The sequence below is a fragment of the Actinomycetota bacterium genome, assembly GCA_030776625.1.
Classification (GTDB): domain Bacteria; phylum Actinomycetota; class CADDZG01; order CADDZG01; family WHSQ01; genus MB1-2.
The window spans coordinates 702,438-729,314 of the sequence record JALYHL010000001.1; the positions used below are offsets into that span (position 1 = coordinate 702,438).

The following is a 26,877-nucleotide window of genomic DNA, read 5'->3' on the forward strand; positions in this document are numbered from 1 at the left end:
ACCCTCTCCCTCCTGTTCATGGTGGAGCGCTGTACCTCACCGGAGTTGTGGCGTTGCGGACGATCGGCCGCGAAGAGGAAAATTCAGCGAGGTAGCTCGGGGCGGGAGAGGAGGAAGCGATGTGTCTTCCGGGAACGCAAGAGATCGTCAGGGACAGGGTGGAACGAGAGGGGCTGCCCGTTGTGACCCGGCGGTCGGCTCTCGTCGGTGGTGGCAGCGCCGCCCTAGCCTCCCTGCTCGTTAGTCCTGCCGGCGTCGTCTCCGCTGCGACACGCCGGCGGCGGATGAAGGACCTAACGCACGTCTTCCGCGCCGGGTTCCCCGTCTACGCTTTCGAGCCTCCCTCCAAGCGCACCCTCGTGACCGTCGAAGACGACGGCTTCTACGCGCAGGAGTGGACCTTCGGCGAGCACTCTGGGACCCATATGGACGCGCCGGGCCACTTCATCGCGGACGGACGTCTCACACCACAGATCCGCCCACGCGAGTTGATGTTCGTGCCGGTAGCGGTGATCGACATCTCCGCCAAGGCCGCGCAAAACCCCGACGCGGTCGTGACCGTGCGCGACCTCAAGAGGTTCGAGAGGCGCCACGGCAAGATCCCGAACCGCGCAGCGGTCTTCATATATTCGGGGTGGGACAAGAAGGTGGACGATCCCGCGGCCTTCAAGAACGCTGATGCGAACGGCACCTACCACTTCCCCGGCTTCAGCAGCGAGGCCGCTACCTGGTTGCTGGAGCACCGCCGGATCACCGCGATCGGCGTCGACACCCTCAGCCTCGACCCCGGCAACTCGACGACGTTCGACGTGCACTACATCATCCTCGGAGCGGACAGATACGGCCTCGAGAACGTCGCGAACCTCGACTCGATCCCACCGCTGGGAACGAAAGCGTTCGTCGGCGTGGTTCCGTGGGAGGAGGGCTCGGGCGGTCCGGCACGCGTGATCGCCGTGTGGTGACACGTTTCTCGATGGTCGTGGCCAGACCGGCCCCGGGATCGAACGAGCCGAAGGTTCCGCCGCCGGTACCAAGCACAAGAGTCCTGGGCTAGCCGAGAGCTGAGCGGCTAACCGTTTCGTTGCCGCGTCATCTGTTCGGAAGTGGGCTAAGTCACAGCGCGCGACCCGGGATGACGGTGACATGAACGGGTGGCGAAGAGGAAGGTCACCGTAGAGAGCTTCCTGTGGCAGACGTGGCTGCCGGCCATCAAGAGCACGATCCGCACCAGCACCTACCTCAGCTATCGCTCACATCTTCGCAACCACATCTGTCCCTACATCGGCGGGAAGCGACTTGATCGCATCGACGGCTCGACGCTGAACGAGCTCTACGCCACCCTGCTGGAACGGGGTCGGACGAACGGGAGGGAGCTGTCTGGATCTACGGTTCGACGCGTCCACGCCGTCCTTCATCGAGCGTTCCGTGATGCCACGCGGTGGGAGCTCATCAGCCGCAATCCAGCAACCAGCGCCGACCCACCGAAGCTGCGGGCGAGCCGGCGGATTGAGTTCTCGACCTGGACGCCGCAGGAGCTCAGGAGCTTCCTCGACTCCGTTCGGCACGACAAGCTCTACCCGCTGTGGCTGCTGCTCGCGACGACCGGGATGCGCAGAGGCGAGGTGCTCGGCCTGCGCTGGTGCGACGTCGACTTTGCTCGAGGCGAACTTGCGATCCGGCAGACGGTGGTCTCGCATGACTACGTGATCGCGATGTCGGAGCCGAAGACGGCACGTGGGCGACGGGTCGTCGCGCTCGACGAGCACACCGCGGCGGCGCTCCGGACTTATAAAGACGAGAGATGTCCCCAGCGGGAGGACCAGCTTGTCTTCTGCTATCGGACCGGCACGCCTCTCAATCCCATCGATATCTCCAAACGATTCGTCAGGCTGAGCAAGACCGCTGGGCTGAGAAGGATCCGGCTGCATGACCTGCGCCACACGCACGCAACCCTCGCTCTGCAGGCCGGTATCCACCCGAAGATCGTGTCGGAGCGGCTCGGCCACTCGACGATCGCATTCACGCTCGACGTCTACAGCCACGCGATCCCTCACCTACAGAAAGAGGCGGCGGCCGAGGTAGCAGCACTGGTGCTGGGGCGTCCCGAAGACGACACGTAACTCATTGATCATGAGGTGCAACCACGACCAGCAGCTGTACAGACTCCCCGTACGAGATCCGCACTGAGGTAACTGGCACGTCGCGCAGCAGGAGGACGGCTGGATCGAACGCAACCGCGCCCCCTTCGCGGATGCTCACGCGAATCGCAGACACTTCAACACGCAGCGTCGCGCCGTTTCACTTCCGCGAGTCCATCTCGTCTCAAGGCCTGATCGTCACCGGGGTGCCGAGAGTCAGCAACGGCTTCAGGCGTTGCAATGCGCGGCCCGACACACGCAGGCAACCTGCACTTGCTGCCTCACCGATAGAGCTGGGGTCGTTCGTCCCATGGATGGCAAGCTGATCCTCGCCTTTCCATCCGGCCGGTAGACGCGGCTGGATGCCCGAGATCCCGAAAGCGAATGCGCCGAGCGGACTGGACGGGTCGAATGGGACGCGGTCGGTAACGAAGTATCGGCCGGTAGGCGTCGGAGACCCAGGAGCTCCAATCGTCGTCGGGAATCTCATGATGACGTTGCCCAGCCGCATCACGACGATCTCGCGACGAGACAGATCGGCGCGAACAGCAAAAGGGGTACGGCGAAGCTTCAGAGATGCAATGCGGATCCAACCGGTGGAGCGAGTCCCGCTGTAAGGCACGGTGACCAACCCGTAGCGTCCGGTGCTGTCGCGTCGATGGATCCACGCCACCGTCGGGATGTCAAAGAAAGGAGAGCCCGCCGGCATATAACCGACCACTCGTTTTCCGCCAGGTCGCGCCGTGATGCGAAGGGTGCGGGGGACCTCCACCAACAGCGCGCGGCGAGGTCGCAGCGAACGTCGCAACGGCGCTTCGGATCGACGCTGGTGATTTCGCTCGAGCAGAGGTGCGTCCGCCACTAGAGGCGAATGGGTAACCGCGCGCGGCAGGGGGCCCCAGCGCACAGCTGACGCCGCGCCAGTTGATCGATGCAAAGCAGGCTCGCTCCAGGCCCGATCGCCCATCGTCCCCACGAGCGAGAGCGCGGAGACCACAACACCGAGCCGGAGCAGCCCGCGACGACTGCCCATCGCTACACCATGGGCTACTCAGCGAAGCGACGAATCCCCCAAGCGCGCCGAGCTATGACCCCAATCGGGTGAAATGACTCCGGCCCTCACGGCCAACCGGTGCCGCGGCCGCGAGCGCGTCATCGACACCTCACTTCTAATGAGGTGAAGTCGTAGGCTGAAATCGTGGCCGAAGGCATAACGCGACCAACAGAAGGGCAGCCGCGAGCGTGGGCGCACGTGGCGACTACTCACCTCGGCCTCCTCGCCACTTTGACTGCATTCTTGATTGTTGCCGCCAAAGCACTCTCGGTGGCAGGGCTCGATCCGTCCACGGCCTTAACGCTGGTTGAGCATGCTGGGCCCGTTTCGGTCTTGGTGGGGGCGTTGCTGGTTGGCTTCCCCATTCTCCTACTGATTGTCGTGATTGTGGCCCTGGTTCTCAAGCGGCTGACTGACACAACTTTAGATTTCCTTTTTGCACCACTCCTAGGTCTCGGATTTCTGGTTGTTCCGTGGATCGACTTTGTCGTCCTTTCGTTGCTGATAGTCGCGATCAGCATCTCCAGGGAAACTCCTCACACTCCGAGCCGGCTTCAACTGTTTATGTCCGTCAACGAGTGGCTCGATCGCAATAACCGAGGGTCCAAGTTCCTTTCCGGCCTGCTTGTCGTCTTGATCTTGGCTTTTTTTGCAGGCGGAATACCTTGGGTCCCGTTAGAAACTCTGGTGCTGGAGCACGAAGACATTGTTGGATACGTCATCGCAGATGACTCGCAGTGGACTCACGTACTCATCGACGACACGAGACAGATGCGTCGCCTTGCGTCGGACGAAATCAGCGCCCGCACGCTCTGCTATGAGGAGGGAAGGCCTCAATTCGAGGCGTCAATCGCCGGCAAGTGGGGTGCAAGGCAACCCTCTATCGCCCAACTTGTGTCTCGGAACCCAGTCTCCCGGCCTACTTACGCGGAATGTGGTGTGTAACCACGGATCCGGTGCCAACGTATGAGTTGGCAAGGAGTCTTCGGGATTTGACCTCGCGCCCACTGCCATCTCATCTGCAGTGGGGTGCGGCTCGAGAGCAAGCCCAACTCACGTGAGATTGATGGGTCGTTCAGTGGCAGATCCGGGCACCACAGCGGACGCGTGACTGGGTCGACGCCGTAGGAGCTCGCTTTGAACAGCACGGGAAAGTTCCACACTGCTCTGCTTGGCCTCCTCGTACATGTCCCGGGCTAGATCACGGCGAGGACCGCTTGGCCCCCAGAAATCCGCTTGGGTCACAGCAACATCAACGAGCTTCGTAGTTTCGTATACCTCCTGATTGAGCTCTGGCGACCAGACGTCGCCGGCAAAGGTGAGCATGAGCTGGCTCGCCTCTGCCCAACGCAGCTTGATCTCGGCAAGCTTCTGGTTGTCCGGGTGGAAATGAAAATCTGCTAGCAGAAACAGAGTCTGGTACAGCCGGCTCAGCATCTGGGAGGCATCGGCGCGCTTCTGTTGCCATTCCGCGAGCTCGGTAGCGCGCTCACTCTCGCTCAGCCGGATGAGACGGTCTTTCTCTTGCTGCTGCGCTTCTGCTTCTATCCGGAGCTGAAGTTCTCGCAGCCGGTGACGATTGTTGACGACCGTGACCACCAGAGAAAACAGGCCGGCAATCGCGGCTCCCCCTAGTGCGAAGATGCCCGGGATGTAGGGATCCTCCATGGAGTCAGATTTTGCGGGGTAGGGGGAGTCTGGATCAGGGAGTCAGGCCGAAGCTTGGCGGGAGGCTGGGCCTGCCTGGGAGGCCCGGGCCACCTGGTTGCAGAGCGGCTAGCAAGAGGAAGATCCCCAGGATCACCAAAACGATTCCTGCTCCTGCCAACAGGACGTCAGACTTTGAAAGTTCCATAGAAATCACCTCGCACATAGGTAGCCATTGCAGAATGACTTCGCCGGGTCTGAATCAGTTCCTTCACACCGGCTTCATTGCCACGGTTGGGCCAGAGAGAACGGCTGGCGGCCCAAATGGCTCCGATTCAAGTGGACAGAGGGAGTTTCTCGTTCTGCGAGAGACTGCAGGCGATAGCTTCAATCGCCACAACAAGGCGACGCAAGAGGGGGTGGCCGACTTGTCACGGCACCAGGCCCATGTGGGGCATACCAGGATCTCTGCTTCACGCCGACGCATCGTCGTTATTGATGACGAGCTAGCAACCCGGGCGCAATCAGAGCTGGAGAAGGATCCCAGCCCAGAAGAGCTAGCTCCTGTGCAGGAGGAGGGCGAGACTTCCTTCGCCGATAGGCTTAAGGGACGTTTGCGGCGGCGAACCGATGACGCTGTCGCTGGGGTGGTTACCACGGTGATCAAGATGCGCGAAGCCGCGTTGGACGTTGCGATCATCTCTGATTCCGAAGCAGCAGCAATGACTTTCCCCCCAGGTCACCCCGCACGCGGGGTCCTGTACGTGGCTCACCCCGTAATGCCAGGTTGGTACTACCCGGCCGCCCAGTTCCACCGCTTCGTTGTAGAGCACAAGTTCGCGGAAGCCATGGACCTCTTGATGGAGTTGGGTGCTCGCACGATGGAGATCGAACTTATCCGTGGGTACAAGAAACAAGATGTACTTGACATCTTGGCCGCGATCCCACTCGTTCGAATCGGAGGTAAGGCGGAAAAAGAACAGGACAGCACCTCGCACATCCACTGCTTGGCGGAACTAGAAGGCAGCACGGAACCCCGCTTGCCGGACGACCTCGTGTGGTACCCGCATGAACCGCTTTGGCGCAAGCTCGGCGAGAACCGACTTGAAAAGCGCCTTAAGAAGTTCCAGCTTGCGGTGCGTCACCTCGACAGCATGACCGTAGACAAGGAGCTCGAAGCCGCGGCCAAGGCAGCGAACCTCCGGATCGGAGGTCAACACATCCAACACGAAGAGGTAGTGATTCGCATTAACGGCGAATTTGCGACCTCCTCCGACGTCACGGGAGGTGGAACGTGTTGACGAACTCGAGGACACAGTCGGGGCACGACGCCGGCCTAGCCAGGTCGAGGTACATCTTGAACACCGACGGCGGAATCGTCGCGGCAGCGAACCAGCCAGAAGGTGAAGCCGCCATGGGAGTCCTCATCACCTCCGAGGATGGTCATGAGGTAGCGCGCGCCTCAGCGCGGCTGGGGTGGCAACAGGATCACCATGTCGCCGAGTTCAACGCATTGGTCTTCGGCCTCACCCTCGTCCGTCAACTGGGGATCGACAACTTAGAGATCAGAACCGACTCCGAGCTGGTGCACCGGACGGTGAAAGGTGAATGGAAGCTGCGCCCTGACCACCTCCGGAAACTTCGAGATCAGGCTGTCGAGCTGTGGGAGCTTGCCGGGCGCCCGACCATCGACTGGGTTCCGCGGAAACAGAACTCCCTCGCCGATGGTCTTGCCGGAGAAGTCCTGGGACCCCTCAGGCCGAAGCCTTCAACCCTTGCTCACATTATCGAGCGGGAATCTCCCGGATGAACGAACTCCTAAGGCGACGGCGGCCAGCGAAGACTCCGCCTCAGCAGGCTTCGGGTCGTCGGCATCGCTGCGGAAGAGCCGCCGTGCCGCGAGGGTTAACACTGTTGTGAACAGCCGCGCTAGGACGCTGGCTTGAGCGACAGATCAAGATCTTTGCAGGAGGAGGAAGCCCTTTCGCTGCTGCGTCAGCGTCGGGCAGACATATGCGATCTCCGAGTGGAGGAACACACGGTCAAGTTCGACGCGGACGAGTGGCGCCGCTGGTTCGATGGGAGTTTTTTCGAGCGAGACGAAGCGGTCGAGGTATTTAAGGGCGAGAGCAGCGCGCTGAGTCGGGACGAACTGTTTCAGCTGGCCGAGCGAGTTGCCGAGGCCGGCTACAACGTTCCAGATCTCAAGAAGCTATGGCTAGCCGTCTACGCGTGGGGCGGCGGTGTCGGAGCCACGGGCTACCGAGCGCGTGTCAGCGCGCGCCTGGCATTCTTCGATACCCGCTTCGACGAGAGCATGCGGCTTACAATCCAACGCTTGTCGAGCGACGACTTGGCCGGGGCCTATAGCGCGATCGACCCGGTGATCGGAGCGGGCGAGGGCTTCTTCACGAAGTTTCTCTACTTTGTCGCGAAGCCAGGTTCCGCCGACCGCCTCCCACTGATCTACGACGAACAGATGCGGCGAGCGTTACAAGGACTACTAGGAAAGAGGTGGGCGCTGCCCTAGGGGCAACGATGGCGACATCTGCCGCGGATGTCTATGACTTGTATGTCAGCAAAATGCACAGTTGGGCTAAGGAACTGACCTGCTCGCCTGAACAACTGGAGCTTTACCTCTTTAAGACTCGTGGGTCGGTCCGCGTTTAGCCAGGTTCCTCCCCAGGATCTGGTTCTGTTCGGGAGCGCACTAAATCGAGGCGGCAGAGGTCACATACCGTGACGAACTCCTCGTCCGATCCTTCCTGAGCCACACGCATCACGGAACGCGGATGAGCCTGCACGGCTGCCCCGCAGACGCGGCAACGGAAGTTGTCTCTCGTGACGACGCGCAAGATCTCTAGAGGCTTCAAGCGAACGGACTTGGGACGACGCCGGGCGAAATCCGCTAGAGCCTCGACCGACTGCGGATCGAGCAGTTCCCTACGGTCTCGCGCTACCACCCGCCCCGGCACCGTTCCCTGCAGTAGGCGACGTACCAGCGAACTCAGCGTTGAGCGGTCCACCGAGTTTGCGTGATGTTCCGACTGAACCTGTACCTCCACCAAAACCACCTCAACAACCACTTGAGACCTGTGCAAGAAGGCCTTCTGGCGGTGGCTGAGTCCAGCCTCCTCGAGAAAGCGCTTCCAGGTCACGGGGTCGAGGAGGGCTCGGATGGGTTCCATGCACTCATACAAGCGGAAGCCTGTGACAGTTTCGCCACCGCACTGCCGCAGTCGCGAAATGTTGTTTCGCGCTCTGCTTCCGAGCGTCCCTCCCGGTGGATAGCTTGCAGGTGTGCTGCACGAGATCGTGATCAGCAATTACAACCGTGAGGCATTTCAAAGTGTCGTGAGTCGAGCGCGGGCTGGCCCCTATCCTCCACTTCTCGTGGTCGGTCCTTCCGGTATCGGTAAGTCCCTCCTCCTAGACATGCTGATGTCGCGGACGGACGCACCCGTGACCAAGATGACTGCCGAGGAATGGATGACGCGGGCGACACATTATCGGTCACACATAGGACCAGCGACCGGGAAGATGTTCGAGGGGGCGGAGCTGGTCCTCATCGACAACGCAGAGACGCTCGCGGGAAAGCCCGCCACCCAGCGGGCGATGGCGCAAGCACTGTCGGCCCCGGGTCAGTCAACGGTGGTCGCCACCAATTCCGACGTCGCCTGTCTGGATCCGCTGATACACGGACTGCGGTCAGCCGAGATCTGTGGAATGGCGTCACCCGATGCTAATGAGCTCCACAGTATCGCTGGAGCGCTACTTTCAGATGACCCGGCAGAGGTCGTCCTGGATGCTGCTGCACACCCAGCCAACGTGGGCGAACTGGTCGGCGTCCTAGCCCGCAACCGCGCTCGAAAAGGCTTGCTGTAGCAACCTGGCGCCTTGGTCCAAAACATGTCTCACGCCTCCCCTAGCCTGATCTGAAGCCCGAGTAGGAGGTAAGGCATGGGCATCGCGACGCGTGGAAATCCTGAGCTGGGAACAGGTGGACACCGTGAGGCGCCGCAGGAAACTCGTTATAGGCGACCGCTAGGGTGATTGGACAGAACGACAGGGGGATCCATGGCGACGTTGGAAGCACGGGCTGGCAGTGGCATGAAGGTGAAGTAAGCGAAGCAGCCGAGCATTTCGAGATCCATCACTTCGAAGAAGTGGATAGGAAGACCACCACCGAATGGGGTCACCCCGTCGCGCGGGTTGGTCGATCCGGTGAGACCGTCGTCGTTCACTTCCTCACAGCCCACAGTGCGATACGAGACCTCGTGAAAGCAGATCTCGAGACATTCGTTCTCGAGGACGCAGGCGTAGACCCCTGGACTTATCTCAAAGCGTGGACGGGTCGGTTCGGGAACGCCTACTCCGAGACCCACTGGTCCTACTGGCCGGAGCAAGCGCATTCTCGGAACGATCAAGCCGACATGGGTGCAGAGATCTCCTGCTGGGAGAAGACCGACTACGTCTCCGGTGATGAAGAGATGACATCCTTCCGACGAGCGGCCAGGAAACACCAGTGCGAGTGGCGGGAACGAAACGGGCTGAAGCCGGGCGGACCGAAGCAGGGAGCTCAACGTCGACTAGTGGGCAGTTGGCTGGACCTCAGTGAGGCCGAAGAGACGTATGCCAACTTCCTCTCGAAGAGTGCGGGAGACGCCGCAAGGGACCGCATCGCCAATCCGCAGAAACACGAGGCCCCGCTGAAGGATCGCCTCTTATCGAACCTTCTGGCGTCTATGCCGATGTGCTTCAACTTGTTCGGCGACCTCTGGGCCGATCATGAGCTTGCAACCACAGCCCTGAAGACGTGGGTTCCGGACCTCCCCGGCGCGGTCACAGATGTGCGCTTCGAGTGGTCCCCTGGTCGCTCCGATCCCAGCTATCTCAACAACAGAACCGCGTTCGACGTGGCCTTCATCGTCGATATTCCGGACGGCACCAAAGGAGTCATCGGAGTGGAGACCAAGTATCACGAGTTCGCCATCAAGGAGGCGGTCCCTCGCGGCGACAAGTTGTTGCGATACACGGAGGTGAGCGAGCGGTCGAACTGCTTCAAGAAGGACTGGCCCCGTCACATCCTAGGCTCCACCCTGCAGCAGCTGTGGCTCGACCACCTCCTCGCGCTGTCCATGACACAGCACCCCTCGCACGAATGGACCTGGGCTAAATCACTGGTGGTTTTTCCGCACAACAACAGCTCGTTCGCGACTGCCACCGAGAGCTACAGAGTCGTACTAGAGAACACAACGGCTTTCGAGACACGAACGGTCGAGACCCTTCTGGATGCGCACGTGCTTCTACCCGACCTGGAGAGCGATTTCCGGGAGCGGTACCTGTGGTGAACGCAGCCGATATTCCGGATGGCACCATCGTGCGGGCGCGACTGATCGGCTACAGCGAGAAAGGCGGCGAAGTAGATGTCCCCGATTACGAAGCCGAAGGCGTCGGGCCCATCGTCCAAGGACCGCTGAAGACGCGCCAATCGATCCTCGGGCACACATCTTGCTTCGTGAACAAGTGGGCGGTCGAAGAGGATTCGGTCGAGTTGGTCGAGGGGCAGTGAGCTCAATCGACGAAATCGTCCAGGCGCTGAGCAGGCCTCCGAAGTCCTTACGCGAAGTGCAGGCTCGTGATGGGATCCCGGCGCAGCCAGGGCTTTACGCGTGGTGGACCAAGCGAGGATCGATCCCGTCGGTACCGGGATGCCCTCACCCCACCGAGGGGGAGCTTGACCTCTTCTATGTCGGTATCTCGCCGAGCCGGGGCACGTCATCAGCAACCCTCCGGAGCCGCGTCACCGGCAACCACATCGGCGGCAACACAGGGAGCTCGACCTTTCGACAAACACTGGCGTCGCTGCTCTCCGAGGAGAAGGGGTGGAAGCCGGTCAGGGTGGACAGACCGCTGCTCACGCCGGAGGACAACAAAGCACTCACCGACTGGCAGCACGAGCACCTACGCCTCACGTGGGCGACGCATCCGGAACCGTGGAGCATCGAGCACCAGGTGATCGGCCGGCTCCAACCGCCCTTGAACCTCATGGGCAACCGGAGTCATCCATTCGCCGCCACCGTCAGCGCCGCTCGCAAGCGCTTCAAAGACGCGGCGGCAGCAAACCAGAAAGAGATTTAACGGAGCTTCCGAAAGGTCACTCGCTCGGCCGTCAAGTCCAGGTCATCAACCCGCCAAGCCGGATCGAGCCATGCCTTCGCGTGATAATTGCTCGGGGTATTGGCCCACCAGGCCCGATGGTTGCGGGCCGACTCGGGGAGCTGCTGACCCAGGCGGTCCTCAAGCTGGGCGAACGTCACGTGGACGACCGTCCCCGTCTGAGCAGTCAGAAGCTCGCGCAGGGGGCCGTATTTCCGATTCGCCTTCTGTTGAAGGCTCCCAGGAGGCACGATCCAGCGGATGTCCCCTTCCCGCCAGATAAATCGTTCAGCCGCTCGGCGGCGGCGTTCGTCGAAGATCTCTTCTTTCGCTTCCTCAAGGTCCTTGCCCTGCAGCTTGTAGAAACTCAGCTGCCGACCAGGCGTCACACTTGCCGCCGCCTCGGCGATATCTGCAGGCGAAGCAGATCGCGCCTAAACCGCTCGTCACTGCTTCACGTCCCGCTGCTGCCGACGTCTCCACTTCTCTTCTATCTCGGCCGCGGCCCGTTCGTTGCCGAAGGCGTGGATGATCCAGTCCAAGATGTTCCCCATCGCCTTCCAGATGACGATCCAGATCGCGCCGGCCAGGACGACACTGCCAACCAGAATCACGATCCCGATGACGATCAGCTCCATCACAATTCCTCCAGAGACCCCGCAGCCGAGTCATAGTCGGCAACGGGCCACGGCACCTCGTAGTAGCGCCTCTCCTTCGCCCGCTCAAGCAGCGCCTGTAGGCGCTGTCCGCCGAGGACCTTGAGGGTGAACTTCGACGGGTCCCCTTGCCGCACGTTCTCAACGACGTAGAGATAGAAGTTGGGGTTGCGCCGGGCCTCATCGACCTGGCGGGTCTCGAGCCACAGTCCCAAGCCGCGGTTGAAGCCGCCGAAGGCTTTGACCTCGATGATGCGATCACCACTCTCAATGTCTGCTGGGGCCCCGCGGTAGCGTGTGTCGCGGGCGTCGCGGCCGGCTGCGCGCTCGATTTCGATGATCCAGTCGATCGCGGCCTGCTCTATGGCCTTGTTCCCCTTCAGCTCCACCAAAGTCCTCCCCGCAGAAGACCGGATGGTCGGCTCGAGATGAACCGGCCACCGAAGATGTCCTACCTATCAGCTTTCGTCCTTCGGCTCCTGGGACGGACGACGGCGGGCACGTTGCTTGCGATGCTGGTCGTAGTGCATGGCCTTGCTCGACATGGCGTCGTAGGAACCCGGTGCTGCCATGTTCGAGTGGGATTCAAGAATCTCAGCCTCGCTAAGGAGTTCCTCGGCGCGCTTGGAGTTGGCCGCGATAGACCTCAGGTTCTGCGCGGAGTTTCGCAGCAACTTCTGCGCCTCGTCGTATTCACCGTGGTCGGCGCGGTTACGGGCCTCTTTCTGGGCACGAGCGGCCTTAAGGATCACGACCTCTTCGATCACGTCTGGGTTGGGAACAGCAGCGTTGGCCTCATCCGCAGACACGGCGTTGACGACGATCGGCAGCGTCAGCTCGTGAGTAGCGACCTGATCTCCCACGGTGACGTAACGCAGCACCACCTCTGCCACCTTCTTCACGCCGAGCTTCGCCATCTCGGGAATGTGCAGTTCGAATACCACCCGCCGGTTCTCTTCTGTGTAGGCATCTCCAAGATTCACCTGCACGCCGCCCACGACGCCCGTCGTCGGATATTCGTTGAGGATGCCCAGCAACTTCACGTCCTCGGTGGCGCGGATCTCGATGCTCACGTTCTGAGCAACGAGGCTGGCGAGGTCCTCGAATTCCTTCGCGAAGATCCCAGGCGCGTCCTCGGGACTCGCCGCGAAGTACGACTTGCCGGCGCCGGCATCGGCGAGCGCCGTAAGTAATTCTTCGTTGAAGCCGTCACCGTAGCCAATGGTGGTGGTGCCAACGCCGTCGCCCGCGATCTTCGTGGCCATCCCCGTCAGCGTGTCGCTGTCGGTGATCCCGCTGTTGGCGAGACCGTCTGTCAGCAGCAGAACCTTACGGGCGGTGCCGTCGGGAGCGCGACCAACCTCTTCCACCCCCTTGAGCCAGCCGCCTGACAAGTTCGTCATCCCACCGGGATAGATCCCGTAGATCCGGTGGCGCAACTCGTCCTTATCGACGGGCGCAAGCGACGAGACCAGATCGACCTCATCGTCGTAGGTGACGATCGCTACCTGGTCGGTCGGGTCGAGGCGACGCATGAGGTAGTCGGCAGCGGCCTTCGTGTGCTCCAGTTTCGGGCCACCCATCGACCCTGAGCGATCGATCACCAGCGCCAGGTGGAGCGGTGGGCGCTTCTTGGCCTTCTTTGGTGCCGGCACATCGAGCTCGAACATCGCGTGAACGACATGCTCCCCCTCCACCGCGACCAGGTTGTGGTCGAGCTTGATATTCGCCTTCATGTGGATCCCCTTTCCATCCCCGATCTGTCTTCCTCAATATGGGGAGGGGGTGTGACACTTTTGGAAGAGGAGCGAGAGAGGGAGCTTCAGTCACGGCGTCTGGGGGGTCGGAGCCGTAGCGAGGCTACGTAGAAGGCTGCGTACCGTGAATTCACCGTCGTATATCGGGCGCCCAGCACGCGTGAAAGCGGCTTCATGCCAGGCCGCTGCGACAGTCCTCCGCTAACCTTGCCGCTCGAAAGGGGGACGCAATGATCAAGGACGACCATTGGCCGGTAGCCCGACTGATCCCGATCTCATCCGCCTCCGGGATTGAGGCTCAGGAGCGGCGAGCGGCGTCGGCTCTACTTGCCGTCATCTCTGCCGTTCCCGAATTCGGGAGGAGCTTGCTCAAACCCCTCGGTGCAACTGCTGGAAAAATCGAGGCCTTCGTCGAGGTCCCATTCAAACTCGCTGACGGCAGATCGATTCGACCAGACGGGATCCTCGTCATATCCCGCGGCGCCACGTCTTGGGGAGTGATCGTCGAAACCAAGGTGGGCTCGGCTTCCCTGGAGAAGGACCAGATCGACGCTTACCTTGATCTGGCGCAAGAGCTCAAATTCAACGCGGTTCTTTCCATCTCCAACCACTACGTCACCTCATCCACCGCCTACCCAATCGAGGTCGACAGGCGGAAAGCGAAACGGATCGCCCTCCATCACTGGTCCTGGATTGACGTGCTAACCGAGGCGGTGGTTCAGAAACAACACCGCGGAGTGAGCGACCCAGACCAGGCCTATATCCTCAACGAGCTCATCCGCTATTTGAGCGATCCTAGATCTGGAGCTGTGTCCTTCTCCTCGATGGGCCCGAGCTGGATCAAAGTGAAGGATGGCGCTCGAGAGCAGACCCTGCGCAAGACCGATGCGGACGTTGCTGCCATTGCAGGCCGCTGGGATGATCTAGTTCGCTACCTCGGGCTGGAGTTGACCAAGGACCTAGGCCGGGATGTAAAACAGGTATTGAACAAAGATGAACGCACCCCGACCGCAAGACATGGGGCTCTGAAAACGAGTCTCGCAGAGCGAGGACTGCTGTATGCAGACTTGCAGGTTCCGGATGCGGGCACTATGCACATCGTCGCGGACCTGCGAGCTCGACAGGTCTCCGTGTCGACCGACATTGATGCGCCGAGGGAGGGCCGTTCCAAAGGCCGGGTGTCGTGGCTCTTGCGGCAGCTACAGAATGCGCCCGAGAACCTCAAGGTCGAAGCCCGGTTGGCGCGTTCGCAAGCCACGCTAGCGGCCTCCCTAGCAGAAGCTCGAACCACGCCCGAACGTCTACATCCAGAGCAGCCTAGAGAGATTCGGCAGTTCGGGCTGACGCTGACTCGAAACATGGGTCTCAAGCGCGATGCAGGCAAGGGCTCCTTTATCGACAGCGTCTTGGAAACAACCAAGGACTTCTACGGCGAGGTTCTACAAAACCTTCGGCCCTGGAAGGCCAGCCCGCCCAAGCTTCAAAAGCAACCCCCGGTATCAGAACCCGAGGCGCCCGTCACCCAGATACCTTCGCAATTAGAGGAGCCTGTCAACGCCGCACAGAGGGAACAAGCTGAGGCGCGAGATTCTGCCGAAGCAATCTCCAACCACTAATAGTTGAGGTATGGCCTGTGCTCTAGCCGCGCTCTTCTCTGATGACGTCCTCGGACCCGCAGGAAGGGCAGTTCACTCCTCCGGCCTCAGGATCATCGGTCCAGGTCAGGTCTAGATCTTGATCCGCCCAGGACGCGTCACAAGCCTGACAGAACAACAGATCCCAGACGCCTGCCCCTAACTTCGCTGCAATAACCATGCCGTCCCCCTCGGTGAGTGCCTGTTTTGTACCTTCGGCCGCGAACAGGAAGACTGAAATACGTAAATCAGGCAAGCAAGAGAAGCCGTTCAGCCTTGCCCAGCATGTTCAGCCAGCAGACAAAGTGCGTTGGCGAGTCGCATGTGCTCGGGTTTGCGACACATCGGCAGGAGCATGATGGGGTTGCAGACAACGATGGCGTAGGACTTCCCGCGCGACACCGCTACGTTGAGCCGGTTACGGCTATAGAGGAACTCGAAGTTGCGCGGGATGTCCTCGGGCGACGACGTCGTGATCGAGTAGATGGCGACGACCCCTTCCTGACCCTGGAACTTGTCCACCGTGCCGACCGGCACGCCGGTGGGGACTCGTTGACGGAGCCGGGCCACCTGGGCATTGAACGGGGCGACCACGACGAGGTCCTCAGGAGAAATGATCTTCTGTTCCCCGTCGGAAGTCGTCCAGGTTCTGCCGATGAGGTCTTTGGTCAAGTCCGCGATGGCATCGGCCTCCTCCCAGGAAAAGATCCGATTGCCCTCGTGCGACACGCCCAGCAGATGGATCCCTGGGCTCAGTCCTCCGTCCACCACCTGTCGATCGCGCCCGTCGACAGACTCGAGCCGGGCATCATAGAAGGCCTCGGACACATAGCTCGTGAGAGCGGGATGCATCCGAAAAGTGCGCTCCAGGAAAAGTCCCCGTTCGCTCGGGATCGTCTCGGACCCGGTCAATACATGAGTGAGAGCGGAGGCGTCCGCCCCCTCGGGATGGATGCCTTGGGTTGGCTGGTTCAGCTGTTGAGGGTCGCCGAGCAGGATGATGTTGCGCGCTGACACCCCCACGGCAAGTGTGTTGGCCAGCGAGAACTGTCCAGCCTCGTCGATGAACAGCGTGTCCAGCTGAAGATCGAGAGCGGGGCGACCAAGAGCCCAGGCGGTGCCGGCGACCAGGTTGAAGTCGGGAGACCGAGCCATGTCATCGAACTGAGCCGGTGAAGCAGCCAGTGTCGCGGCGGCATGCTTGCAGGCATCCTGTTCGTTGCAGCGCTGAACGGCCTTGAGGGAAACGCCTTCCTCGTCCGCCGCCTCAAACACTGCATCCAACAGGTTCGAGATGACCTTGTGGCTGTTGGCCGTTATGCCGACCCGTCTGCCAGCCTGGATCAGATCGAGAATCATCCGAGCGCCCGTGTATGTCTTGCCGGTTCCAGGCGGCCCCTGCACGGCCAGGTACGAGTTGACCAGCTTTGTCACTAAACGACGCGCGGCTTGAATGGCAGCCTCCCCAGCATCGGTGAGAGCCGCGCCGGATTCGAGCGCGTGGACCACCGGCAAGTCACGACGAAGCAGAGCGGTGACTGCTCGGAACCTGCAGGCCTCCAACGAACCGGTCGCGATCACATCGCGGGCAAGACGCAGCAGAGCAGCTCTCTGGTTGTCCGAGACGTACGGAGCTCCCGGACCAATCGCATCAGGATGCGTGAGCTCTCGACCCCGGCCACGTTTGAGCCAGACCTTGCGGTTCTCGAAATCGATGTTGGCGATGGATCCTGCGCCGGTTCCCGTGCGGGTGTCGACGACCGAGTCGCCTACCTCAAGTTTCGTCTCCTGATCCGGAAAGGAGTAACGGTGCAGGTCCGAGCGAGCGACCGCGCCGTCGACGCCCTCATACGACAGCACCGCGAGCGCATCCCGGTCATCCAGCAGGTCGGGGGCGGACTGCTTCTGCCGCTCGAAATACGCCCACCACTGGGACTTCTCCTCGCGGCGATGCCAACCCAGAAGTTGCGCCAGAAGCCATCGCGCTCGTTGATCAGCGTCCCACGACCCCGCGTCCTCGGGGAGCTCCTGGGTCAAAGCATGAACGAGTTCAACGACCTGGGTGCGATCCTCCTCAGCCTCGGCACCCTGAAGCCCGTCCAACACCGGGGGTCGCGATAAAGCGCCCCAGGCTCTTTCCGCCTCGTGCCGACGTTCCTCCAGCCAATCGCGGAGAGCGATCAAAGAGCGGCAGTCGGCTTCGTTGTAGATACGGATCTCTTCAAGAATGCGATGGTCGCCAGTGCGCAACCAGCGGTCGTACTCCACCATGCTGGAGCCGGCCTCAGTAATGTCGTCAGTGCGCTCGAAGTCGTAGAAGAGCTCCATGACCTTGATCGAGTAGCTCTCCTCCGAGATGCGCATCGTCTGTTTGACGATCCTGAAAAGGTCGACAAAGACCTTGCCCCGCAGCAAGGTGTCAAGCTCTTGCTCTCGCGTTCCATAACGCCCCTCAAGACGTTTGAGTGCCCCCGCCTCGTATCCGCCGTAGTGGTAAACGTGCATCTGAGGATGAGAGCGGAATCTCGCGAGGACGAGGTCGACGAAATCCTCATACATATTTTGTTCGTCGGCGCGAGTGTGGGCCCAGCGCTCAGTGAAGCTGCCATCAAGACCGTCGATCCAGCCGAACAAGTATTCGAGTCCAACATCCTCGCTTGTGTACTCCGCATGCTCGATGTCGAAGAAAAGGTCACCGGACGCCGGCTCCGGAAGAGCTTCGAACCCCAACCCTTCCCCGGGGGGCTCGAGAAGCTTGTAGATGTGGCTGCCGGTGCGTTCGCGCTCGACCTGCAGTGAGGCCTGATCCTGGAGGCGGGCAAAGTTCGCGGGTGAGACGCCGTCCACCGGGCGATCGGACACGGAGCCAGCCAGTTCGTCGATCGTGGGCACCTTGTCCGCTACCAGCTTCTTGATCTGGTCCTTGCGAATGTCCGCTACGAAGGTCAGATGGCGGTCGGCACGACGCTGCTTGTTACAAGGACCCGCCCAACGACAGATCTTGCAGTGCTCCACGGGATCGGGATAGGTAGGAAGGGGTGACGCCTCGATCGCTGACTCGAACTCGCGTTTGACGGCCCGGTAGTAGGCGACGTAGTCATTCAGTTTGAAGGCTGGAGCGCTGCCGTCGCCTAGGAGCAGGTGGCCATATTGAGGGTGCGTCCCCTGCAGACGCTGCAGATGCTCGGAGTAGTTACAGATTTGAAGCACGGCGGCAGCCTTAGCCCGGCGGGCCAGCTTCGTGTCCCAGACCTCGTAGGAGTGGGGGCCGAGATCGCTGGGGGTGTCCACCTTCAGTAGGAAGTCGGCGTGACCTCGCCAAACTCCGTCGAAGAAGGTCGCCTGGTAGATAACGTCAGCGCCCGACTTCATCACCCCGGCCGTTTCCGCGGCGCGCTCCTCGAGTGATTCCACGTCCTTGTCGGTATCAGCGACCTCAACAACGGTCAGGCCCCGCCCCTTCAGTTCTTGGAGGTACTCAGCCTCGTGCTCATCCCCGAGGCGCGAGATGATGTCGAGGAGAGGGTCATGCCGGTGGGGTCGCTCGACCTTTCCCTTAGCCAGAAGCTGGTCCAGCTGCGTGAGATGCCGACATGCCAGGAAGCCTGTGAGGTCGCTTGCCGAAAAAATGAGTTGGTCGTCCGCCTGATACATGTGCTTCCTTCCGGCCTAAGAAACCCTGCGACCCACTACGCCCGCCGAGGCTCTAATCGAAGCGGAGCATCCGCCGGAATGTTTGCGCTGCCTGGCTGCGTTTCCCCACGCCACTGTTGTACACGCCGCTAATTGCGAACTGGGGAGTCTTAGTCCCCTGCTTGTTAATGAGATTCGGGTTGGCTTCCTTGGCCATCTTGATGAGCCACTCCTCGACCGCACGAATAACCCTCTTGTTCGCTGCTCCGCGGCTAGCTTGATAGACGACAAAGAACAGAACCAGACGACCGGTGCGATTCCTCATTCCCCTGTGAGCCTTATTGATCTTGTCGGGAGTGAAGCATTCGTTGCGAAAGGTCCTGCTGGAGGTCCTACCTACATAAATGGGCAAGAGCGCTCCGCGGCTGGTGCTAAGAGCGAAGACATAGCAGCCCCGCGCGTCAGCGGCAGCCTTCGTCGTCTCCCAGAAGTCTCCGAGCCGCTTCTCGACTATCCATTTGTTCGCGCCCGGACCAGCCGTCGGAACCGAGAACGGACCGCGAACGGTGAAGTTACGGACTGGCATCCGTCCTCCAGAGGTTAGTAGCTACCTGGTCATACTTCGTCGGCGGTGACCGCTACAGCGAAAGGCACGTCCAGCGTCTCGAAGTGCCTAATCCCACAACGAACCTTGTCCGCCTCGCTTGTCCGCAGCTTCAAGAAGTCCTTCGTACCTTTGGTCTCGCGGGCGAGATAAAGCGCCTCCCCATCGTCCTTCAGAATTGCCCAGTCTGGGTTGTAGGTGCCAAGAGGCGTCTCGATCTTGAACCAGTCTGGCAGCTTGACGAAGAGCTTGATGTCCTCGCGCTTATCCAGATCCTCGGCAAACTGACGCTCGATGTCCGACTCATAAACCACATACTCGTAAACAGACTTCGTGACCGGAACGGCGTTCAAGTAGTTGATCAACTCCTGGTTCTCGAACCTCAGCATCTCCCACTCAGCCTCAGCGGGGTCACCCTCGAGCTTTTCGTACTTGATGCCGTCGACCAGGAGTCTGCGCAACTCACCTTTCAGGATGGCGCTCACTTGATCGAGGAATCGCTGGGGGTTCAAAAACACATCCCCAAGGCGCCCGCTCGTAATGAGGATCTTCGCCAGAGTCGATCTGGTGAGTTCGGTCTCGTTTTGGAGGTAGGCCAACAGATCTGGCAAGCCTGTCCCTCTCACGTCGACCTTCTCGTCGGAGATCGTGATTGTCTCCCCTGCGACTCCGCCCTTAGCTACGGTGAGCACGCCCGCTTCGACATGAATTGTCGGAGGCTCCACCTTGGGCATGTTCTTGATCGCGTACACCGCTCGCTCCACGAGCGTTGCTGAATCGAATTCCACGCGATAGGTCGTTCGAGGTTTGATTTTGTTCCAAAGCGCCTGGAACTCAGGACTCAGCCGGACTTCCTTCTTGAGGTTGTTGACCCCCTCGTCCCTCTCCCTGCGGATGTGCCGCAAGATCTGGAACCCGGCAATAAGGTCCACAACCGAGGGTTTGACATCATTGAGGTCTTCAGGCAGCTCTAGCGAGAACTTCGGTGCCTTCGGATCAAACGCGGGCTGAATCCGACCCTCTGCGTCGAGCATGCCTTGATCTACTAAAGATGACCAAATGCTCTTGGCCGCTTCCTTGCCTATTGGTCGCTCGGCGTTCTCAACTACCCGCACGATTCGCGCTAGTGCAGTGAGCGGAACCTTTCCGAAGGCCACCCCGCAGTCCTCTTCGTACTCCGTTTGGAGAGCTTTGGCAAAATCCTCATAGCTCTCGTTCGCCATTACGTAGAGTTTGTTTACGGAGTCATCAAAGACCCGCTCACCAGCCTGATTAACCGGCAGTCGCAGGCCGCGGCCAATCTCCTGTCGTTTCTTCACGACGCTTTTGGACTCGTTCAGGGTGCAGATCTGGAATACGTTCGGGTTATCCCATCCCTCGCGCAGGGCCGAATGGCTAAAGATGAAACGGAGCGGTTGGTCCAGCGAGAGCAGACGCTCCTTGTCTTTCATGATCAGGTTGTACACGTCGTCATCTGCCTGCGTGTTCCCCTTCGTGTCCCTGAAGACGCCCTTCTTGTCACTCGCGAAGTAGCCGTTATGTAACTGATCTATCGGCTCGTTGTGCCAGGGCAGCCCGCTGTAACGGTCCTCTTTGATCAATTCCTGTAGGGATTCCTCAAATGCAGTGGCGAACTTGCCCTTTACTGGGTTGCCGTCCTCGCCGTAGTCCCGGTAATTGGCAACACGATCAATGAAGAAAAGAGTGAGGATTTTTAGACCCCGCTCCTGGACCGCAAGCTCTTTTTCTAAGTGCTTTCGCACGGTGTGATGGATTTGAGCGCGCCAGAGATCGTCCTGCAAGCCACCGGTCTCCTGTCCCAGTCGAAGGGTTTTCCCGCTTGAGAATCGGACGTACTCACCACCGGGTTCGGCATTGATCTCCGCAACCTCGAATCCACTGGAGTACAAAGACCGCTCATTTGAAAGAGTGAACAAATCGGCGCCTTGCTTGACCGTGATCACCTTTTCTTTCGGACCGACAGAAGTCTGCACTTGAATCCGAAGCCTCGCCTTTATTCCCTTCTTGTACTCAATGGATTCGACTCGAACGAAGGGGGCATTCGCGTCCCCCTCAGCCTTAGCGCTGGCAACGACGATCTGCTTGACTAGTCGAAGTTCAAAGGCTCTGATTGGATCAAGGCGGTAAACCGGGTTGTAAAGGTTCCGGTGCGTTGCCGAGTACCGCAACGTAAACAGCGGATTCAAGGCCTTTATGGCCTCCTGAGCCTTGTCGGTGGCATCCACACTCTGAGGCTCGTCGATAATTACTACAGGACGAGCCGCTTGGACGAATTCGATGGGCTGCCGGCCCGATAACTTGTCGCTTTCCTTGTAGATGACGTTGCTCTTCTTTTCCTCTTCAGTACCCGTGAAGTTCTTCCGGAAGGCATCGATGTTCATGACGAGAATCTGAAGCGTGTTACTTCTAGCGAACTGTCGCAGTCGATTCACCTTCTTGGCGTCATAGACGAACGACTCGAATGGCAGGTTGTTGAAAAGCGCCTCGAAATGATCAGCCGTTATCTCGATGTTCTTCAGAACGCCCTCCCGAATAGCAACACTGGGAACAACGATGATGAATTTTTGGAACCCGTATCGCTGAGATAGCTCAAAGATCGTTCTCAGATAGACGTAAGTCTTGCCGGTGCCGGTCTCCATTTCCACCGAGAAGTGAGGACATAACCGCTCCTGATTCGCGGGCAGATCAAAGAGCCGCCACCCCTCTGGCTCGACAGATTCATCAGACACCTCGATGTCATTACGCGACTGGACTGCACGCAGGTTCTTACGCAGTTCTTCGGCGTCCAGCAATAATTGGTTGCCAACGCCGAGTTCCATTTGCGAATGACCGGACAGCAACCCGCCCGCAGACCCGAGGTCAATGACGGAGTACTCGGGCGCGCCTTGGGGCTGGCCCTCGAAGAGGTCCGCGACGGCCGCCATAGCGTCCAGCTGAAACTGCTGGTTCGGATCGAACTGGAGCTTCATCGTCATACTGTCTTGAAGCTGGGGACGTCTTTGGTCTTGAAGATCTGGACCGCGTTAGCCTTGAGCTGATCGTTCTCAGCAAAACCTTCGTCCAGGCAGACCACGCGGTGGGGTTTCAGCTCGGCCATGGCGCGGATGGCGTCGAGCGAGAGATTCCGCTCTAGGCAAATGAAAAGGGCGCCGTCGGCGATGCTATGGACGACGGCGTCAGCACACTTGATCTCTTCGACCGAGGTAGTGAGAGGGAAGCCGCTCTTGAGCAAGATCTCGTAGAGAAGATCTTCATCACTCCTGCCCTCGCGTATGTGGGCCACGTGAAGGTCCAGTTGTTCGGAAAGAGCCTCCTCGTCCGTAGCGGCAGAGGCATCCCACGTCTGGAAGTTGGACTCAGCCAGCTTGAAGACTCGGAAGCCACGGTCTGGCAGCCCGGCTGCAGCGGCCTCTAGGTTCCGTGAGTCCTCTTCGTTCAGCCTGTCGATGACTCGCCGCACCCGCTCCTTCGTGATGTCCGCGATCGTCGCGAGGCTCATATCCAAAGCCGCTTTTCCGGATCTAGACGACGCGTCGCACGGTTCCGGCAGTTGCACCAAAATGAAGCGGTGTTGGGACCCCCGACTCTTGTTGAGTCGCAGCACCGCTTCGCCGGTGGTTCCTGATCCAGCAAAGAAGTCCAGGATCAGCTCACCTCTGGAGTCGCCCAGAATGTAGTCAAGGAGCTTTGCTATTTCTTCATGGTCCTTAGGGTTATCAAATACCTTCGCCCCCATCAGTCCACGGAGATACTTCACTGCCACCTGTGACTGCTTATAGAAGTAGCTACCTCGAACTTGCGTGGCGAGTTCTGCCTCCTCATGGCCCGCTGCACTCTCGTCTGGCTCCCCCTCTAGTTCCTGGCGGATGGGGCGAATGTGGGCTTTGCGGAAAGGCGGTTGCGTGTGGTCGTCCCGGAATACGACAAGTCCTAAACGGATTTGCCGTTGCATCTCGGCAGGAGAGGAATAGATCCAGCCGCGCTCCGGCACTCTGCACGGCTGCCCTGTGATCGGGTGGATCACGTCGTAGGTCGGACCATCACCTCCTGGCCATGAGATGTCTCGGTCTCGCCACGGACCATGCTCATCAATCCGCCTGTATCGAGACCACTTCTTCGAGGGGTGAGAGTTCGGAAGCGACTGGAACCAACGCTGAATCTCCTTCTCAACCGCCTCGTCCGAGTCTCCATGAGCCGCGCGTAAACGAAGATATTCTTCCCATATCTCCCGCGCCCCCGGCTTCTCCTCACGCCAGACGGTATCCACCTCGCGGAGCTTCTCAAGTGACTTCGCATATACGAGCATGTATTCGTGTCCAACGGAAAACAACTTCGCGTCGTTCTTCCGTCCCTTCTCCCAAACAAGAGCAGCGACCAGGTTTTCTTCCCCGAACACCTCACTCCCAAGTTTTCTCAAATTGTCGAGCTCTGCATCGTCGATGCTTACAAGAAGGACCCCTTCTTCCTTCAGAAGATTTCGGGCCAGGTACAGGCGCGGGTACATCATCCGGAGCCAGTTCGAGTGAAAGCGGCCAGTCCTGTCTGTATTAGTGCTGAAGCGAGTTCCTTCGGCGTCTACCTGACCGGTGTACTGAAGATATGTCTTCAGGCTCTCGGCGTAGTCGTCCGGATAAATGAAATCGTTGCCCGTGTTGTAGGGCGGGTCGATGTAGATCATCTTGATCTTGCCGAGGTATGACTTCTGCATCAGCTTCAGCACCTCGAGGTTGTCTCCCTCGATGATCAGATTCTCCGTCGAGTCAAACCCGACCGACTCCCCCGGCGCCGGCCGCAGCGTCGCCAAACTCGGCGCCTGAATGGTCCGGAAACAATCGGCCTTGCCCGGCCAGGACATCCCGTATCGCTCCTTGCCGACATCCAGGTCATCGCCAAGTGCGAGCCGGAGTCGATCGAAATCGATCAAGCCACCTTCGGTCACTACCTCCGGAAATAGGCGGCCCAGCTCTCGCGTCTTCTCTGCTACGACGACCGGGGGGGCAAGGTTGAAACGCTCGGGCATCTCCCCGTCCTCAGGCAGTCCTACCGCTCCCTGCTGTATCAAACCAACCCCCACCTCGAAATGGTCAACACGACTCCGTCAAGGTTCGGCTTGATGGGTCACTGTGGCTCGGAACCTGGCCCAGACCGTCGGAGCAAAAACTGACGAGACGCACCGCAGCAAATTACTTGGTGGGGAAGTCGGTCAGGGAATCCGATGCGTCGTGCGGATCGGCGCCGGGCGCGTTCAGCCCCTCCGCCTCGGGAGACTCAGGATGTGCCTGTGAGTAGGGGGTGGCCCCCGGCTCCAGGATCTTGAAACTTGACCGCAGTAAGTCCTGCACTACTGGCTTCAAAAGGTCGGCGCGTTGCAGTCGCAGACCGATCGGGTTGGAGCCCGCGTTGTAGTTCGGCGTCCACGAGCATGAGAGCGCATTGTCTTGAAGGCGCTCCTGGAACCGCTCGAAAGCAACGGAGGGCTCTGCACGTGATCCGTCAGGATCAGGCAAATACACGGTACCGCCATCCTGCTTGGGCCATATAGGAGCCCACACCCGCCGACCGCGCCGTACCCCAATGTAGGATTTGGGCCCGTAGTCCACTCGAACATCGCCGAGGTTTTCCTCGACCCATGCAACGAAATCGTTATGAAATTCCCATGCCTCCTCGGTGCACTGCTCCTTCCAATCCTCTGCAGTACGAAGACCACCTTCGGCGCTGGCAACACCACTGATGTCGAGGCTCTCGTTTACGAAGAGGGTCTCTGGCACCAGCACCGCTTCAGTCCCAGCCATCCAGGCTCGAAGCTCGATTACGATCATTGGGACGTATTCGGCAAGGCTTTTGAGCGCTTGGTGGTAGCGGCCCCCGGCGCTCTCGGCGACAAGAACAGCTACGTGGTCCTTGTCCGGATAACGAACTCGATTCTTTCCCCAGTAGTCGAAGACCCGGAACCCGTGCGAGGCGTCGACCTCGCCAAGCTGAACCTCGATGCTGTAATAGCGGTCACCGTCTGCGGCAAGGATGTCTAGGCTGCCGCCCTTCTCCTGAGTGAGTTCTTGAGCAACGATCGACACGGGGCCGAGTCCGAGGCGCGCTGGGTCTTGAGCTAGCCAGTTCTGGAGCCAAATCTCGTCGCGGCCCAGATCACGGATTCGCGTTCGCCGACCGCCGAAAACGGCCTGTGGCTGTTGATCCACATGATCCCCCTTTGACGTCCTTGACCATAGCGCGATGCGGGCCGACGAAAAGGGGGATAGGTCCGGGTCACGGAGATTACGCGCTCTAACAAAGCAGCTCCGGCTCCCGCCCGCTGAACGACGACAGGTTCAGAAGCAACCGCTATAAAGAGGTCAGACGACGACGGAGGACGGGATGCGCCATTGAGTCCAGGGATATTTGTCATCAAGCAGGGCGGTGAGCTCGTAGAAATGGGAATTCAGCCCTATGAAGCCGAAGACGTTCTTCAGAAGCTGGTGGCGGACTACCCAGGAGTTCTTGCCGGAGAGGGCCAAACGTCAGAGCGCCGTTTCGCCTTGATAAAGCGCGAGGCGGGGATCCCCTCGCATGCGGGGGGTGCGGACCGCTGGAGCCTGGATCACCTATTCGTGGATGATGAGGCCGTTCCCACCTTTGTCGAGGTCAAGCGCCGGACTGACAACAGGATCCGGCGCGAGGTCGTCGGACAGATGCTCGACTACGCCGCGAATGGCCTGTCCTACTGGCGTGTCGAGACCCTGCGCGAGAACTTTGAATCCACACAGACAGGTCGCGGCGAAGATCCGGCTGAGGTGCTGCGAGAGCTTCTAGCAAACGAAGATGACCCGGAGGCGTTCTGGGAGCGGGTGCGAACCAACTTGGCGGCCAGGAAGGTCCGTCTCGTGTTCGTCGCGGACGACGTACCCGATGAGCTACGAGCGCTTATCGAGTTCCTCAATGAGCAGATGCGTTCGGTGGAGGTGCTCGGCCTCGAGGTGAAGCAGTACGCAGGCGAGGGAGGGCTTCGGACACTGGTTGCGGCGGCTGTCGGTCAAACGCAAGCGGCACAGCAGGCCAAGGGCGATCACGAACCGGGCCCGCGGGGACGGCTCTACAAGGAGTTTTGGGAGCAGTTCCTGCCTCAGCTGCATGCCCGCTACCCCGGCTGGAGTAAGACCAACAAGGCCTCAACCGTGTCCTGGCTAGAACTTCCGGCTAGAAAGACGAATATCGCCTACTCGATCAACTTCACGGGTACCCGACGGCTGCGCGGGGAGGTCTACCTGTACAAGGGCAGCGAGACATTCCCTCAGCTGGTGGCCCAGAAGGATGAGATCGAACGTGCTTTCGGTGAACCCCTCGCCTGGGAAGAGCTTCCGGAGAAGCAGGCATCGCGGATCGCCGTGTACGGAGAAGGCGACGTTGGGCAGGTCGATACCTGGCCCGCCTACACGAAGTGGTTCCTGGATACGGCGGGGCGGTTGAGAAGCGTATTCCAGCCACACATCGATGCGCTCTAGCGCCCCCGCGCCCCGCTACCAGGCGACTCAGATCGACATGCTCGACGAGCATCACCCTTCCTGGAGGGGGTGGGTCAC

The 26,877-nt window shown here is 60.1% G+C and carries 23 protein-coding genes; 12 read left to right on the top strand and 11 right to left on the bottom strand.

Annotated elements, in window-relative coordinates:
- The first annotated feature begins 119 nt into the window (after positions 1–119).
- Both M3N53_03425 and M3N53_03430 read left to right on the top strand, forming a co-directional pair.
- Positions 120–962 carry a cyclase family protein gene (locus M3N53_03425; GenBank protein ID MDP9067387.1) on the top strand — a complete coding sequence of 281 codons (843 nt, stop codon included), beginning with the start codon at positions 120–122 and terminating at the stop codon, positions 960–962.
- Between the two features lie 189 nt (positions 963–1,151).
- A complete protein-coding gene (locus tag M3N53_03430) occupies positions 1,152–2,120 on the top strand; it encodes a site-specific integrase (GenBank protein MDP9067388.1) in 969 nt (322 codons plus the stop codon).
- Between the two features lie 202 nt (positions 2,121–2,322).
- On the opposite strand, the gene M3N53_03435 is transcribed toward M3N53_03430, so the two are convergent.
- Positions 2,323–2,847 (bottom strand): L,D-transpeptidase, encoded by a 525-nt coding sequence (locus M3N53_03435; protein ID MDP9067389.1) that lies wholly within the window; start codon positions 2,845–2,847, stop codon positions 2,323–2,325.
- 489 nt (positions 2,848–3,336) lie between these two features.
- Here M3N53_03435 and M3N53_03440 point away from each other — a divergent pair, with 489 nt between their 5' ends.
- Positions 3,337–4,137, top strand: a complete 801-nt coding sequence (locus tag M3N53_03440) for a hypothetical protein (GenBank protein ID MDP9067390.1) — start codon at positions 3,337–3,339, stop codon at positions 4,135–4,137.
- 108 nt (positions 4,138–4,245) lie between these two features.
- Here the strand turns inward: M3N53_03440 and M3N53_03445 are convergent, their stop codons facing one another.
- Positions 4,246–4,860, bottom strand: a complete 615-nt coding sequence (locus M3N53_03445) for a hypothetical protein (GenBank protein MDP9067391.1) — start codon at positions 4,858–4,860, stop codon at positions 4,246–4,248.
- A 221-nt stretch (positions 4,861–5,081) separates the two neighbouring features.
- Between M3N53_03445 and M3N53_03450 the strand changes: the two genes are divergently transcribed.
- The 7 genes from M3N53_03450 (at position 5,082) to M3N53_03480 (ending at position 10,980) form a co-directional block, all read left to right on the top strand.
- Positions 5,082–6,140 carry a hypothetical protein gene (locus M3N53_03450; GenBank protein MDP9067392.1) on the top strand — a complete coding sequence of 353 codons (1,059 nt, stop codon included), beginning with the start codon at positions 5,082–5,084 and terminating at the stop codon, positions 6,138–6,140.
- Positions 6,137–6,649, top strand: coding sequence for a ribonuclease HI family protein (locus tag M3N53_03455; GenBank protein ID MDP9067393.1), 513 nt, complete (start codon positions 6,137–6,139; stop codon positions 6,647–6,649). The genes M3N53_03450 and M3N53_03455 overlap by 4 nt, the downstream gene beginning before the upstream one ends.
- A gap of 216 nt (positions 6,650–6,865) precedes the next feature.
- Complete coding sequence (locus M3N53_03460) at positions 6,866–7,369, top strand: hypothetical protein (protein MDP9067394.1); 504 nt, start codon at positions 6,866–6,868, stop codon at positions 7,367–7,369.
- A gap of 770 nt (positions 7,370–8,139) precedes the next feature.
- Complete coding sequence (locus M3N53_03465; protein MDP9067395.1) at positions 8,140–8,724, top strand: DnaA/Hda family protein; 585 nt, start codon at positions 8,140–8,142, stop codon at positions 8,722–8,724.
- Positions 8,725–8,888: 164 nt separating this feature from the next.
- Positions 8,889–10,190, top strand: a complete 1,302-nt coding sequence (locus tag M3N53_03470; protein ID MDP9067396.1) for a hypothetical protein — start codon at positions 8,889–8,891, stop codon at positions 10,188–10,190.
- Positions 10,187–10,411: a hypothetical protein gene (locus M3N53_03475; protein ID MDP9067397.1), complete on the top strand. Its 225-nt coding sequence runs from the start codon at positions 10,187–10,189 to the stop codon at positions 10,409–10,411. Before M3N53_03470 ends, M3N53_03475 begins: the two co-directional genes overlap by 4 nt.
- Positions 10,408–10,980 (top strand): GIY-YIG nuclease family protein, encoded by a 573-nt coding sequence (locus M3N53_03480; protein ID MDP9067398.1) that lies wholly within the window; start codon positions 10,408–10,410, stop codon positions 10,978–10,980. The genes M3N53_03475 and M3N53_03480 overlap by 4 nt, the downstream gene beginning before the upstream one ends.
- Here M3N53_03480 and M3N53_03485 read toward each other — a convergent pair.
- The 4 genes from M3N53_03485 to M3N53_03500 form a co-directional block, all read right to left on the bottom strand.
- Complete coding sequence (locus M3N53_03485; protein MDP9067399.1) at positions 10,977–11,387, bottom strand: hypothetical protein; 411 nt, start codon at positions 11,385–11,387, stop codon at positions 10,977–10,979. The two genes, M3N53_03480 and M3N53_03485, sit on opposite strands and share 4 nt — an antisense overlap.
- A gap of 57 nt (positions 11,388–11,444) precedes the next feature.
- A complete protein-coding gene (locus M3N53_03490; protein ID MDP9067400.1) occupies positions 11,445–11,636 on the bottom strand; it encodes a hypothetical protein in 192 nt (63 codons plus the stop codon).
- Complete coding sequence (locus tag M3N53_03495; protein ID MDP9067401.1) at positions 11,636–12,043, bottom strand: DUF3883 domain-containing protein; 408 nt, start codon at positions 12,041–12,043, stop codon at positions 11,636–11,638. The genes M3N53_03490 and M3N53_03495 overlap by 1 nt, the downstream gene beginning before the upstream one ends.
- A gap of 69 nt (positions 12,044–12,112) precedes the next feature.
- On the bottom strand, positions 12,113–13,390 hold the full coding sequence (locus tag M3N53_03500; protein ID MDP9067402.1) for a VWA domain-containing protein: 1,278 nt from the start codon (positions 13,388–13,390) through the stop codon (positions 12,113–12,115).
- Between the two features lie 251 nt (positions 13,391–13,641).
- Between M3N53_03500 and M3N53_03505 the strand changes: the two genes are divergently transcribed.
- Positions 13,642–15,027 carry a stress response protein gene (locus M3N53_03505; GenBank protein MDP9067403.1) on the top strand — a complete coding sequence of 462 codons (1,386 nt, stop codon included), beginning with the start codon at positions 13,642–13,644 and terminating at the stop codon, positions 15,025–15,027.
- Between the two features lie 288 nt (positions 15,028–15,315).
- On the opposite strand, the gene M3N53_03510 is transcribed toward M3N53_03505, so the two are convergent.
- The 5 genes from M3N53_03510 to M3N53_03530 form a co-directional block, all read right to left on the bottom strand.
- Entirely contained in the window at positions 15,316–18,699 is a 3,384-nt protein-coding gene (locus M3N53_03510; protein ID MDP9067404.1) for a TM0106 family RecB-like putative nuclease, read from the bottom strand.
- A gap of 52 nt (positions 18,700–18,751) precedes the next feature.
- A complete protein-coding gene (locus tag M3N53_03515) occupies positions 18,752–19,003 on the bottom strand; it encodes a hypothetical protein (GenBank protein ID MDP9067405.1) in 252 nt (83 codons plus the stop codon).
- Positions 19,004–19,293: 290 nt separating this feature from the next.
- Positions 19,294–22,272 carry a DEAD/DEAH box helicase family protein gene (locus M3N53_03520; protein MDP9067406.1) on the bottom strand — a complete coding sequence of 993 codons (2,979 nt, stop codon included), beginning with the start codon at positions 22,270–22,272 and terminating at the stop codon, positions 19,294–19,296.
- A 2-nt stretch (positions 22,273–22,274) separates the two neighbouring features.
- Positions 22,275–24,323: a site-specific DNA-methyltransferase gene (locus M3N53_03525; protein ID MDP9067407.1), complete on the bottom strand. Its 2,049-nt coding sequence runs from the start codon at positions 24,321–24,323 to the stop codon at positions 22,275–22,277.
- Between the two features lie 163 nt (positions 24,324–24,486).
- Positions 24,487–25,500 (bottom strand): hypothetical protein, encoded by a 1,014-nt coding sequence (locus M3N53_03530; GenBank protein ID MDP9067408.1) that lies wholly within the window; start codon positions 25,498–25,500, stop codon positions 24,487–24,489.
- A 231-nt stretch (positions 25,501–25,731) separates the two neighbouring features.
- Here M3N53_03530 and M3N53_03535 point away from each other — a divergent pair, with 231 nt between their 5' ends.
- Positions 25,732–26,799: a DUF4268 domain-containing protein gene (locus M3N53_03535; GenBank protein ID MDP9067409.1), complete on the top strand. Its 1,068-nt coding sequence runs from the start codon at positions 25,732–25,734 to the stop codon at positions 26,797–26,799.
- Positions 26,800–26,877 lie beyond the last annotated feature (78 nt).

Excerpts from the sequence above, each read along its gene's own strand:
- M3N53_03425 (MDP9067387.1), top strand. The coding sequence starts at position 120 with ATGTGTCTTCCGGGAACGCAAGAGATCGTCAGGGACAGGGTGGAACGA.
- M3N53_03435 (MDP9067389.1), bottom strand. The coding sequence starts at position 2,847 with ATGCCGGCGGGCTCTCCTTTCTTTGACATCCCGACGGTGGCGTGGATC.
- M3N53_03445 (MDP9067391.1), bottom strand. The coding sequence starts at position 4,860 with ATGGAGGATCCCTACATCCCGGGCATCTTCGCACTAGGGGGAGCCGCG.
- M3N53_03450 (MDP9067392.1), top strand. The coding sequence starts at position 5,082 with ATGACTTCGCCGGGTCTGAATCAGTTCCTTCACACCGGCTTCATTGCC.
- M3N53_03490 (MDP9067400.1), bottom strand. The coding sequence starts at position 11,636 with ATGGAGCTGATCGTCATCGGGATCGTGATTCTGGTTGGCAGTGTCGTC.
- M3N53_03500 (MDP9067402.1), bottom strand. The coding sequence starts at position 13,390 with ATGAAGGCGAATATCAAGCTCGACCACAACCTGGTCGCGGTGGAGGGG.
- M3N53_03505 (MDP9067403.1), top strand. The coding sequence starts at position 13,642 with ATGATCAAGGACGACCATTGGCCGGTAGCCCGACTGATCCCGATCTCA.
- M3N53_03510 (MDP9067404.1), bottom strand. The coding sequence starts at position 18,699 with ATGTATCAGGCGGACGACCAACTCATTTTTTCGGCAAGCGACCTCACA.
- M3N53_03515 (MDP9067405.1), bottom strand. The coding sequence starts at position 19,003 with ATGAGGAATCGCACCGGTCGTCTGGTTCTGTTCTTTGTCGTCTATCAA.
- M3N53_03520 (MDP9067406.1), bottom strand. The coding sequence starts at position 22,272 with ATGAAGCTCCAGTTCGATCCGAACCAGCAGTTTCAGCTGGACGCTATG.
- M3N53_03525 (MDP9067407.1), bottom strand. The coding sequence starts at position 24,323 with ATGCCCGAGCGTTTCAACCTTGCCCCCCCGGTCGTCGTAGCAGAGAAG.
- M3N53_03535 (MDP9067409.1), top strand. The coding sequence starts at position 25,732 with ATGGGAATTCAGCCCTATGAAGCCGAAGACGTTCTTCAGAAGCTGGTG.